Here is an 11,589-nt window from a genome sequence, read left to right as displayed (position 1 = left end):
GCCGGTGAGCCGGTCGCGGTGGCCGGCGACCGCGCGCGGCATCAGGACGTCCGCGTAGGCGGAGCCCGCCCCGACGCTCGCCGCGGCGGCCGGCGGCTCGGAGATCTCCGGCTCGGTCGACGGCTGGTCGGGCTCGCTGGACGGCGGGTTCGGCGGCAGCGGCGGCTTGACCATGTCCGGGACGATCATGTCGCCCCGGAAGCTGGGCACCGCCTCCAGCAGGCTGGTGAGCGAGTCGCGCTCCTCGTTCTCGGCGGAGCGCGACGGGCCGTCGAGCTCGGGCACCCGGTTCGTGGAGCGGTCGGGCAGGCCCGCGCGGTCCATCGGACGGTCGCGGGGCAGCCGGGCGATGCGCGGCACGAACGGGAAGCTGGGCTCGGGCGCGTCGTCGGTCTCGCCGATGAGGGATCGCGCCTCGTCGTCGACGGCCTGGACCAGCCGCCGCGGCGGGTCGTAGGTCCAGCTCGCCGCGTGCGGCTCGCCGGCCACGCGGTAGACGAGCAGCACTTCCCAGGTGCCGTCGTCGCGACGCCAGGAGTCCCACTGGGCGGTCTCCTTCTCGGCGCCGCGCAGCATCATCCGCTCGGCGACGACATCGCCGAGCTGTGGTCCGGTGGTCTCGCCGGGGCGGCGGACGGGCGTCTTGCGGGCGCGCTCGGCCATGAAGGCGCGCTCCGCGAGCACCGGGCCCTCGAAGCGTCGTACGCGATCGACGGGGATGCCGGCCTGCTGGGCGACTTCCTCCGCGGAGGCGCCGGAACGTATCCGGGCCTGGATGTCGCGGGGGCGGAGGTGGCTCTCCACCTCGATCTCGATCTGGCCGAGCCGGGCGCGGTCGTTGCGGACCGCGGCGCGCAGCCGCTCATCGATGGGGAGGGTGTACTCCGTGCTGTCGGCAGCCTTGAGCACCAGCCGTGTGCCGTCGTTGCTGACGGCCACGACACGCAGTTCGGGCATGGGGACCTCCCGTGTGGTGCCTGCCGACGTCACGTGCGTCGCTGCTTCCGCTAGACGAGTGTGGCCTGTCCGGATGCGGCCCGCCACAACATTGCCGTGTTGCCTGGCGTGTCGGGCTTCGGCCCTGACTCACCGTTATGACACGGTTACCCATTGGCAACGCAAAGTGACCGTATCGGTTGCCCTGCGCAGCGGCTGCCCGTACTGAGGGACGGCGCTCTTGGGGTGAGTGCCATGTCCGCCTCTCCCGCAAGTCCGGGCGGCCGGACGGGATACCGGTGCCAGGGCTCGCCACAGTACTCCATTTGGGCCACCCGGGTGGCCCGCCGCGCCGCCGAAGTTCTCGTGGCGCAAGGGAGTTGAATCCGTTTCGCGCCCGCGCGCGGCCCGCCCCGCGTGGCGTTCTTCACAGAATCGCCAGATCTGGAACTATCCGCTCCGCCCAATGGTCTCTTCCTAGTGCAAGTGGATGGAAAGGGCTATCAAGGGCTGGAGATGCGCGTCAGAGGCGAAAGCGAGACAAATCAGCAGACCAAGCGCCTCGAACTGAGCGTCGCGCAGGTCGCCGGGAGTGCGTTGGCGGCTGTGGCGGCAGCGGTGCTTGCCTCCAAGCTCGGGGTCTACGGGACCATCATCGGCGCCGGTGTGGTGAGCGTGGTGGCCACCGCGGGCGGCACGATCTTCCAGCATCTGTTCAAGCGCACGGGCGAGCAGATACGCGAAGTCACGGTCCAGGTGCACACCCGGCCCAGACCGGACGAGGCGTCCGGGGCCGGGCCCCGCCGGGACACCGGCCAGTCGGCCCGCGCCTCGCCGCTCCTCGACCCACGCCATGACGCGACCACGGTGCTCCCCGCCGTCAGCCGCGATCCGGCCGCGACGCGGATCCCTCCGGCGGGCGGGGACGCGACGCAGATGCTGCCGCGGGCCGGTGACGCGACGCAGCTGATCCCGCAGGCCGGGGAGCACACCCGGCCGCTGGGCCGGGCCGGCGACAAGACGCAGCTGTTGGGCCAGGTCGGGCCGATGCCCGGCGCCGGGCCCGCCGCGTCGGCGTCCACATTCGGTACGGGTCCGGATCTCGGCCCCGAATCCGGCTCCGGTTCTGTCGCCGCCTCCGGTTCCCAAGACGGTCCGGACGAGTTCACCGACGGCACCCGGCACGGCACCCGGATGCGCGGCTGGAAGCGGCCGGCGCTCGGGGCGGCGGCCGTGTTCGCCCTCGCGATGGGCGCGGTCACCGGAGTCGAGTGGCTCTCCGACGGACCGGTGTCGAACGTGTGGGGCGGCGACGACCGCGGCACGACGTTGAGCAACTCGGTCTCTCCCCGGTCGGCCCCCCGGCCCGACCCCGCGCCCTCGACCTCGCCGTCCCCGGACGGCTCGACCGGCGACGGATCGACGGACGGCTCCGCCACCCCCGACCCGGACGATTCCGGATCGGGCGGCACTGGGGAGCCGACGCCCGGTACGAGCGAGCCGGGCTCGACCGGCGGCGACAAGAAGCCCACCCCGACGCCGACGCCGACCCCGACGAAGAGCGGCACCGGCAGCCCCGACCCGGGCAGCACCGGTGGCGCCGGCGACGAGGGCGACAGCGGCACGGGCGCCGAGGACCTGGGCGGCGCCGGACAGAACGGCGCCGGGGCCACCCCGTGACCCGCGCTCAGTCGCCGAGCACGCGCCGCAGGTAGTCGTTGGCGAAGAGGCGCTGCGGGTCCAACCGGTCCCGCAGCGCCGTGAACTCGCCGAACCGCGGATACACCCCGGCCAGATAGTCCGCGTCGCGGCTGTGCAGCTTGCCCCAGTGCGGGCGTCCGCCGTGCGCGGTCATGATCTGCTCGGCGGCGCTGAAGTACGCCTCGTGCGGCGTCCCCCGGTACATGTGCACGGCGATGTACGCGGTGTCCCGGCCGGAGGCGGTGGAGAGGCAGACGTCGTCGGCGGGCGCGGTCCGCACCTCGACCGGGAAGCTGACCCGGAACGCCGAGCGCTCGACCATGCTCTTCAGCTCGCGCAGCGCCTCGACGGCAGCGGCGCGCGGCAGCGCGTACTCCATCTCCAGGAAGCGGACCCGGCGCGGGCTGGTGAAGACCTTGTAGGGGATGTCCGTATAGGTGCGCGCGGACAGGGCGCGGCTGGAGACCTTGGCGATGCCCGGAATGGTGGCGGGAGCCGCCCGGCCCAGCGCGCAGACCGTCTGGAAGAGGCCGTTGGACATCAACTCGTCCTCGATCCAGCCGCTCACGCGGCCGACCGGGGCGGCGGGGCCCGCGCTGCGGTTGTTGCGCTTGGTGTTGCAGTTGCCGGTGTGCGGGAACCAATAGAACTCGAAGTGCTCATTCTCGGCCACGAGTTGATCGAAGTCGGCAGTGACGCGGTCGAAGCTCATCGGCTCCTCGCGCGCGGTCAGCAGGAACTCCGGCTCGACCGCGAAGGTGATCGCGGTGATCACGCCCAGCGCGCCGAGGCCCAGCCGGGCGGCGGCGAAGATCTCCGGGTTCTCCTCGCGCGAGCAGTTCAGCACCGAGCCGTCCGCCGTGACCAGCTCCAGGCCCTGGATCTGGGCGGCGGTCGAGCCGGAGTCCCGGCCGGTGCCATGGGTGCCGGTGCTGGTCGCCCCCGCGACGGTCTGCTCCATGATGTCGCCCATGTTGGTCAGCGACAGGCCGTGGGCGGCGAGGGTCTGATTCAGCCGCCGCAAGGGGGTGCCCGAGGCGACGGTCACCGTGCCGGCCGCGCGGTCGATCGCATGGATGCCGACGAGCCGGTCCGGCCGTATCGACAGGCCGTCGGTGGCTGCCGCCGCGGTGAAGGAGTGACCGGTGCCGACGGCCTTCACCCGCAACCCCGCCCCGGCGGCGGACTTCACCGCCGCGGCCAGCTCCGCGGCGGACGACGGAGCCACTACCCGGGCGGGCCGGGCGGCCACGTTGCCCGCCCAGTTACGCCAGGTGCTGCTGCTCTTTACGGTCATGTGCGCCAGACCCCTCCCGCTGCGGCGCCGGCCGGAGCCGGCGGTAGCCCAGGAACGCGACCGCCGCCGCGACCGCTCCGGCCACCGTCGGCACCGCGTACCCCGCTGCGGCGCCGGAGGCGTCGACCACCCAACCGGCGGCCGACGAGCCGAGCGCCACCCCGACCGACAGTCCGGTGCTCGTCCAGGTCATGCCTTCGGTCAGCTTCGCGCGCGGTACGTGTTGCTCGACGAGGGCCATGGTGGTGACCATCGTCGGTGCGACGGACAGGCCCGCGACAAAGAGCGCCACGGCCAGAAACGGCAGGTTCCCGACCAGTTGGAGAGGGATCATACTCAGGGCCATCGCACACACGCCCAGCAGGAAGCGGCGCGAGGCGGCCCCCTTGAGATGCAGCAGTCCGAAGACCGCGCCCGCCAGGCAGGACCCCGACGCGTACACGGCCAGCACCAGGCTCGCGAGGGCCTGATGGCCCCGCTCCTCGGCGAAGGCGACCGTCACCACGTCGATCGAGCCGAAGATCGCGCCGGTCGCGGCGAACGTGACGACCAGCACCTGGAGCCCGGGGGAGCGGAGCGCGGAGCCCGCGCTGTGGTGCTCGCGCGGGTGCGGCACGGGCTCGGTCGCGCGTTGCGCGGTGAGCCAGAAGACACCGACCGCCAGGAAGCCCGCGGCGAGCAGCGGCCCCGCCTCCGGGAACCAGGCGGTGGACAGGCCGATGGAGATGATCGGCCCGAAGATGAAACACACCTCGTCGATGACGGATTCAAAGGAATAGGCGGTGTGCAGCTCGCGCGGCGCGTCACGGTAGATCGCCGCCCAGCGGGCCCGGATCATCGAGCCGACGCTCGGCACACTCCCCGCCGCGGCAGTGAAGACGAACAGGGTCCAGTCCGGCCACCCCTTCTGCGCGCACAGCAGCAGCCCCGCGACGGCGGCGATCGCGACCAGCGTGGCGGGCCGCAGCACCCGGCGCTGCCCGTGCCGGTCGACCAGCCGCGAGATCTGCGGGCCGAGCACGGCGGCGGACAGCGCGAGCGTGGCGGCGAGCGCGCCGGCCAGCCCGTACCGCCCGGTGAGCTGAGAGACCATCGTGACGATGCCGATGCCCATCATGGACAGCGGCATCCGGCCGAGAAAACCGGCCGTGGAGAACCCTTTGGAGCCGGGTGCGGCGAAAATCTCGCGGTAGGGACTGGGCAAGGAGAGCGCTCCGCCGGTAAGGAATGTAAGTGGCCGGTACAGCTTACGGGCGCTGCGGTCAGCTCTTCATCCTGGTTTCCGGCGTGCGGAGGGCGGATGGCAGGATCAAAAGCATGTCCGATGCTCCGAACCCCGGTCCGTACGACGCCCTGCTGCTGCTCTCCTTCGGAGGGCCCGAGGGCCCGGACGAGGTGGTGCCGTTCCTGGAGAACGTCACACGCGGCCGCGGCATCCCCCGCGAACGCCTCCAGGAGGTGGGACAGCACTACTTCCTGTTCGACGGGGTCAGCCCGATCAACGCGCAGAACCGCGAGTTGCTCGACGCGCTGCGCGAGGACTTCGCCGAGTCCGGGCTGGAGCTGCCGGTCTACTGGGGCAACCGCAACTGGGCGCCGTATCTGACCGACGTGCTGCGGGAGGCGGCCGTGGACGGCCGTCGTCGCGTCCTGGTGCTGGCCACCAGCGCCTACGCCTCCTACTCCGGCTGCCGGCAGTACCGGGAGAACCTCGCGGAGGCGCTCGCCGTGCTGGAGGGCGAGGGGCTGCGTCCGCCGCGCGTCGACAAGCTGCGGCACTACTTCAACCACCCGGGTTTCATCGGGCCCATGGTCGACGGGGTGCTCGCCTCGCTCGCGGAGCTGCCGCGGGACGTACGGGACGGCGCGCACCTGGCGTTCACCACGCACTCCATCCCGACCGCCGCCGCCGATGCCTCCGGTCCGGCCGACGGGCACGGGGACGGCGGCGCGTATGTCGCGCAGCACCTGGACGTCGCGCGGGTGATCGCGGACGCGGTGCGCGAGCAGACCGGCGTCGAGCACCCGTGGCGGCTCGTCTACCAGTCGCGCAGCGGCGCCCCGCACATCCCGTGGCTGGAGCCCGACATCTGCGAGCACCTGGAGACGCTGCACGCCGAGGGCGTCCCGGCCGCGGTGATGGTCCCGATCGGCTTCGTGTCGGACCATATGGAGGTCAAGTTCGACCTCGACACCGAGGCGGCGGCGAAGGCGGCCGAGCTGGGGATGCCGGTGGCCCGTTCCTCGACCGTCGGGGCCGATCCGCGCTTCGCGGCGGCCGTACGGGATCTCGTGCTGGAGCGCGCGGCGGCCGAGCGGGGGCGCGCGCCGGAGCGCTGCGCGCTGGGGGCGCTCGGTCCGAGCCATGACCTGTGCCCGGTCGGCTGCTGCCCGGCCCGGGCGCCCAAGCCCGCGGCCGCGGGCGCCGACAGCGCGTACGCGTGATCCGTACGGCGGCAGCCGACGGCCCGTATCCGGAGCCCGTACGCACCCGTACGCACCCGTATGCAGACGACGAGCAAGGAGCACCATGACCGACCCGCTCAACGCCCGACTGCTCGACATAGCTCTGGAAGCGGCCAGGACGGCGGGGGCGATGCTGCGTGAGCGGCGCCCCGCCGACCTGGGGGTGTCCGCCACCAAGTCCAGCCCGATCGACGTCGTCACCGAGATGGACATCGCCGCCGAGAAGCTGATCACCGGCTTCCTCGCCGAACAGCGTCCGGACGACGGCCTGCTGGGCGAGGAGGGGGCCGACGTGCGGGGCACGAGCGGGGTGCGCTGGGTGATCGACCCGATCGACGGCACCGTCAATTACCTCTACGGGCTGCCCTCCTGGGCCGTCAGCATCGCGGCCGAGCGGGACGGCGAGACCGTCGTCGGCGTCGTCGAGGCGCCGATGCGGCGTGAGACGTATCACGCGCTGCTCGGCTCGGGCGCGTACGCGAACGGGGAGCGCGTGCACTGCCGCCCCACGCCCCCCTTCGAGCAGGCGCTGCTGGGGACCGGCTTCGGCTACCTCACCGAGCGCCGCGCCGCCCAGGCCGACGTGGTCCGCACGCTGCTGCCGAGAGTGCGGGACATCCGGCGCTCCGGCTCCGCCGCGATCGACCTCTGCGACGTGGGCTGCGGCCGGCTCGACGGCTACTACGAGCGCGGGCTCAACCCCTGGGACTACGCGGCCGGCGCGCTGGTGGCCCGCGAGGCGGGCGCCCGCACCGGGGGGCGGCCGGGCCTCGACGCCTCCAACGAGCTGACCGTCGCCGCCTCACCCGGCCTCTTCGCGCAGCTCCAGCCGCTGCTCGACGAACTGGGCGCCTGGCACGACTGACCCGCTGGCTTGCCGGCCCGCTGACCTGCCGGGACGCGCTCCGCAGGGGCGTACAGCAGGGCTTCGGGCGCACGAAAAGGCCCCGGTACCGTGGTGCCGGGGCTTTCGCTCGTGTTCACCAGATCTTCAGCCTGTGCTTCTGGATCAGCCGATGATCCGGATCGGAAAGGGTCAGCCGACCGAAGCTCCGACCTGGACGCCATGATCGGCGGCCAGTCGACGCAGGTCGTCCAGTTCTGCCTGCTCCACCTCGGCGAGGAAGTCATCCCCACTCTCGCGGGCGCGGGCCAGATCGTTCTCGGTGCTCTGTATGCGGTGCAGAATTCCTGCGGTGAACGCGTCCATGGTGCGTGCGCCCCCTCGTCGTGGGTCGAATGGCACATGGGGGTGTGCCGACGGCGGGGCGATCACGTGCGTGGCCCCTGTGAACGGCGGTAAGGCGTGGCGTGCCGTCGACAAGGCGTGATCGCGGGTGTGCATTGGTCGTCCCCAGCCCGCGCGGAGCGGAAACCTCGCTACTCCAGGAAATCTCCGGAATCCCGATCCGGGCGGGCGCCGGCCCCCCTTACCGCCGGTTTATGGCTCGTCGAGGCAGGATGGTGGTCTCATCACCTGCCCGTAAGGGCTCACTGGAAGGACAGCGACGTGCGCGTACTCGTCGTCGAGGACGAGCAACTGCTCGCCGATGCCGTGGCAACCGGACTGCGCCGCGAGGCCATGGCCGTCGACGTCGTCTACGACGGGGCGGCCGCCCTGGAGCGCATCGAGGTGAACGATTACGACGTCGTGGTGCTGGACCGCGACCTCCCGCTGGTCCACGGCGACGACGTCTGCCGCAAGGTCGTCGAGCTGGGTCTGCCCACCCGGGTGCTGATGCTCACCGCCTCCGGTGACGTCAGCGACCGCGTCGAGGGCCTGGAGATCGGCGCGGACGACTACCTCCCCAAGCCCTTCGCGTTCACCGAGCTGACCGCCCGCGTGCGCGCCCTGGGCCGCCGCACCACGGTCGCGCTGCCGCCCGTACTGGAGCGCGCGGGCATCAAGCTCGACCCCAACCGGCGCGAGGTCTTCCGCGACGGCAAGGAGGTCCAGCTCGCCCCGAAGGAGTTCGCCGTCCTGGAGGTGCTCATGCGCAGTGAGGGCACCGTGGTCTCCGCCGAGCAGTTGCTGGAGAAGGCCTGGGACGAGAACACCGACCCGTTCACCAATGTGGTCCGGGTGACCGTGATGACGCTGCGCCGCAAGCTCGGAGAGCCGGCCGTGATCGTCACGGTGCCCGGCTCCGGCTACCGGATCTGATCGCCCATGGCCTCGTCCCCGACGTCGGCCGCCCCGCCGCGGCCCACCCCGCCCAAGCCCACCTGGGACCCCCGCCCCGTCGAGTCGCTGCCCTGGCTGCGGCCGACCATCCGGATACGGCTCACCCTGCTGTACGGCGGGATGTTCCTGATGGCCGGCATGGTGCTGCTGACGATCATCTATCTGCTGGCGGCGGACGCCCTGCACAAGGGCAATGAGCTGCCGTTCCGGATCCTCAACGCGCAGGTGCAGTTCACCAGCGACATCTGTCCCGATCTGAGCGGCAGCAGCAAGAGCAACGAGTTCATGCAGGGGCTCGCCCAGTGCATGCAGGACCAGCGCCGGGTCGCGTTGGAGTCGCTGCTGCGGCGTTCGCTGCTCGCCCTGCTCGGGCTGAGCGTGGTCGCGTTCGCCTTCGGCTACGCGATGGCCGGCCGGGTGCTCTCGCCGCTGGGGCGGATCACCCGTACGGCCCGCCAGGTGGCGGGCTCCGACCTGTCCCGGCGGATCGAACTGGGCGGTCCCGACGACGAGTTCAAGGAGCTCGCCGACACCTTCGACGAGATGCTGGAGCGGCTCGACCGGGCCTTCACCTCGCAGCAGCGGTTCGTGGCCAACGCCTCGCACGAGCTGCGCACCCCGCTGGCGATCAACCGGACGCTGCTGGAAGTGCAGATGGCGGACCCGCAGGCGTCGCCGGAGCTGGCGCAGCTGGGCAAGACGCTGCTGGCCACCAATGAGCGCAGCGAGCAGCTCGTCGAGGGCCTGCTGCTGTTGGCCCGCAGCGAGAACCAGATCGTCGAGCGCAAGCCGGTGGACTTGGCCGAGGTCGCCTCGCAGGCGATGGACCAGGCGCGGGCGGAGGCGCAGAGTAAGGGCGTGGAGCTGCGGGGGGTGCGGCAGCCCGCCTATGTGCAGGGCAATGGCGTGCTGCTGGAGCGGATCGCGCTGAATCTGGTGCAGAACGCGGTGCGCTACAACGTCCCGGAGGACGGCTGGGTGGAGGTCACCACGGCGGCGCAGTCCGGCCAGGCGCTGCTGGTGGTCGCGAACACCGGTCCGGTGGTCCCGGCGTACGAGGTGGACAACCTCTTCGAGCCCTTCCGCAGGCTCCGTACCGAGCGAACGGGCAGCGACAAGGGTGTCGGGCTCGGGCTGTCGATCGCGCGCTCTGTCGCGCGCGCTCACGGCGGCCGGATCACCGCCGAGCCGCGTGAGGGCGGTGGGCTGGTGATGCGGGTGGCCCTCCCGGTCTGAGATGCCGTACATAACGGGTATGCCGGATACAGCTTGGTCACGACGCTCGACCTGTTCGCTTTGGGCGGAATTTTTGTGGTCCGTGCACGCTTCACCCCTGTGTGATCGATCACTAGGGCAAATTTCAGGCCATCAACTCTCCGTAACGGCCAAACTCGCCGAAAAGCCGGGAAGATCCGGGTTTCCGTGAGCCTTGATCACGGGAAGTACACGTGATGGTGCGCGTGAAGTGCGACATTCGGACCGTGTATGGTCCCGATCGCCATCCAAGCCGATCACCTTTCGGGGGTGCGGTTGGGTGTCGATTGAGTAACAGACCTTGATGTGAGGCAAAATCTCCGCCTCAGGTCGGGCACAAGTCCGGCCTCTCACGCGTTACGCGCTGGAGACACCGCACACACCCACGAGGGGGAGAGCGACATGGCCACGGATTACGACACCCCACGCAAGACCGACGACGATCTCAACGAGGACAGCCTCGAAGAGCTCAAGGCGCGTCGGAACGACAAGTCCACGTCGACGGTCGACGTTGACGAGTTCGAGGCCTCAGAAGGCCTGGAACTGCCCGGAGCGGACCTCTCCAACGAGGAGCTGTCCGTCCGGGTGCTGCCCCGCCAGGACGACGAATTCACCTGCATGAGCTGCTTCCTGGTGCACCACCGCAGCCAGCTGGCCGCAGAGAACAAGCTCGGGCAGCCGATCTGCCGCGACTGCGCGGCCTGAGGCACGGGTCGGCCGTGACAGGCTCGGCACCGTTCCGGGGAAAGAAGAACCGCAAGGGCGGCACAGGCCGGGCGGACGGCGCACACTCACCTACTGAGGCGCCCGCCGACCTCGCCGCCCTGTCGGGGAAACGACACGCGACGGACGAGACGCAAGGACCTGCGACCGTCTCTCCGGCGCGGATCGAAGCGAACGTCGAGCGAGGCCGTACGGCCTCGCTCGCGGCCGCGCTCGGCAGAGGGGCCAGAAAAGGCGGCGCGGGCGCGCGAGCGGGACTCGGCGCTGTCGCCGACCGGATCATGGAGAACGCCCCGCGCATCCCGGTCCGCGACCTCGCGACACTGCGGGGGCAGTTCCCGGGCCTCGGCCCGGAACAGATCGCCGACAAGCTGGTCGCCGGCGCCTCCAAGAGCAGCGCGACCGTCGGAGCGGGCATCGGCGCCGCCGCGATGCTGCCCGTACCGCCCGCCATGCCGGCCGAGATGGCCGCCGAGATCGTGGGCGTGGCCTCCATCGAGTTCAAACTCATCGCCGAACTGCACGAGGTCTACGGCATCCGCGCGCCCGGCACCGTCCGGCAGCGCGCCGCCGCGTATCTGGGCGCGTGGGCCGACGAGCGCGGCATCCAGGTGACCAAGCCGGCCAGCGTCAACGCCGCGCTCGGCGGACAGATGAAGCGCGAGCTGCGGCAGCAGATCCTCAAGCGCACGTTCCGCAACCTGCCGATGCTGACGCCGTTCATGGTCGGCGCGGCGGTCGGCGCGGCGATGAACCGCAGGGACACCAAGCGGATCGCGGAAAAGGTCCGTAAAGACTTGCGCGCCCGCCAGGTCCCCTGGGACGCGCTCGACATCACTGTGGAGCGGGCCGACGCCGGGGCCGCCGAGATCGAGAAGAAGACCGGGAAGAAGTCCGAACACAAGTCCGGCAAGCACTTCGGGACGAAGCCCGGGGAGATCGGGGACTGAGCGCCCGCCGGACACCGGGCCGACACGGCCGGGAGCATCAGCCCGCACGGCCGGGAGCGTCAGCCCCGCACGGTCGG

General features: G+C 71.3%; 11 protein-coding genes. 7 read left to right on the top strand and 4 right to left on the bottom strand.

The genetic code is table 11. The features are described 5' to 3' along the window. Positions 1-957 (bottom strand): septation protein SepH (sepH, locus tag QMK28_RS10040; protein ID WP_326436703.1); only part of this gene is annotated, 957 nt, incomplete at its 3' end. Positions 958-1,416: 459 nt separating this feature from the next. Between sepH and QMK28_RS10035 the strand changes: the two genes are divergently transcribed. Further along, positions 1,417-2,616: a hypothetical protein gene (locus QMK28_RS10035; protein WP_326436702.1), complete on the top strand. Its 1,200-nt coding sequence runs from the start codon at positions 1,417-1,419 to the stop codon at positions 2,614-2,616. Between the two features lie 7 nt (positions 2,617-2,623). Here the strand turns inward: QMK28_RS10035 and QMK28_RS10030 are convergent, their stop codons facing one another. Continuing rightward, entirely contained in the window at positions 2,624-3,934 is a 1,311-nt protein-coding gene (locus tag QMK28_RS10030) for a D-arabinono-1,4-lactone oxidase (RefSeq protein WP_326436701.1), read from the bottom strand. After that, entirely contained in the window at positions 3,903-5,138 is a 1,236-nt protein-coding gene (locus tag QMK28_RS10025; protein WP_326436700.1) for an MFS transporter, read from the bottom strand. The genes QMK28_RS10030 and QMK28_RS10025 overlap by 32 nt, the downstream gene beginning before the upstream one ends. A 113-nt stretch (positions 5,139-5,251) precedes the next feature. On the opposite strand from QMK28_RS10025, the gene QMK28_RS10020 reads away from it, so the two are divergent. Beyond that, positions 5,252-6,379 (top strand): ferrochelatase, encoded by a 1,128-nt coding sequence (locus tag QMK28_RS10020; RefSeq protein ID WP_326436699.1) that lies wholly within the window; start codon positions 5,252-5,254, stop codon positions 6,377-6,379. Between the two features lie 85 nt (positions 6,380-6,464). Next, a complete protein-coding gene (locus QMK28_RS10015) occupies positions 6,465-7,265 on the top strand; it encodes an inositol monophosphatase family protein (RefSeq protein WP_326436698.1) in 801 nt (266 codons plus the stop codon). Between the two features lie 171 nt (positions 7,266-7,436). On the opposite strand, the gene QMK28_RS10010 is transcribed toward QMK28_RS10015, so the two are convergent. Next, complete coding sequence (locus QMK28_RS10010; protein WP_326436697.1) at positions 7,437-7,610, bottom strand: hypothetical protein; 174 nt, start codon at positions 7,608-7,610, stop codon at positions 7,437-7,439. 300 nt (positions 7,611-7,910) lie between these two features. Between QMK28_RS10010 and QMK28_RS10005 the strand changes: the two genes are divergently transcribed. From QMK28_RS10005 to QMK28_RS09990, 4 genes are all read left to right on the top strand, one after another. Further along, the gene (locus tag QMK28_RS10005) at positions 7,911-8,564 is read left to right on the top strand and encodes a response regulator transcription factor (protein WP_326436696.1); all 654 of its coding nucleotides are present in this window, start codon (positions 7,911-7,913) and stop codon (positions 8,562-8,564) included. A gap of 6 nt (positions 8,565-8,570) precedes the next feature. Next, the gene (locus QMK28_RS10000; protein ID WP_326436695.1) at positions 8,571-9,821 is read left to right on the top strand and encodes a sensor histidine kinase; all 1,251 of its coding nucleotides are present in this window, start codon (positions 8,571-8,573) and stop codon (positions 9,819-9,821) included. Between the two features lie 420 nt (positions 9,822-10,241). Continuing rightward, complete coding sequence (locus QMK28_RS09995; RefSeq protein ID WP_326436694.1) at positions 10,242-10,544, top strand: DUF4193 domain-containing protein; 303 nt, start codon at positions 10,242-10,244, stop codon at positions 10,542-10,544. Positions 10,545-10,558: 14 nt separating this feature from the next. Further along, on the top strand, positions 10,559-11,512 hold the full coding sequence (locus tag QMK28_RS09990; protein WP_326436693.1) for a hypothetical protein: 954 nt from the start codon (positions 10,559-10,561) through the stop codon (positions 11,510-11,512). Positions 11,513-11,589 lie beyond the last annotated feature (77 nt).

It is taken from the genome of Streptomyces sp. H27-D2 (assembly GCF_035828615.1).
In the GTDB taxonomy this organism is placed as follows: domain Bacteria; phylum Actinomycetota; class Actinomycetes; order Streptomycetales; family Streptomycetaceae; genus Streptomyces.
This window is presented reverse-complemented; position numbering and strand designations above follow the sequence as displayed.

Excerpts from the sequence above, each read along its gene's own strand:
- QMK28_RS09995 (WP_326436694.1), top strand. The coding sequence starts at position 10,242 with ATGGCCACGGATTACGACACCCCACGCAAGACCGACGACGATCTCAAC.
- QMK28_RS10000 (WP_326436695.1), top strand. The coding sequence starts at position 8,571 with ATGGCCTCGTCCCCGACGTCGGCCGCCCCGCCGCGGCCCACCCCGCCC.
- QMK28_RS10015 (WP_326436698.1), top strand. The coding sequence starts at position 6,465 with ATGACCGACCCGCTCAACGCCCGACTGCTCGACATAGCTCTGGAAGCG.
- QMK28_RS10030 (WP_326436701.1), bottom strand. The coding sequence starts at position 3,934 with ATGACCGTAAAGAGCAGCAGCACCTGGCGTAACTGGGCGGGCAACGTG.
- QMK28_RS10010 (WP_326436697.1), bottom strand. The coding sequence starts at position 7,610 with ATGGACGCGTTCACCGCAGGAATTCTGCACCGCATACAGAGCACCGAG.
- QMK28_RS10020 (WP_326436699.1), top strand. The coding sequence starts at position 5,252 with ATGTCCGATGCTCCGAACCCCGGTCCGTACGACGCCCTGCTGCTGCTC.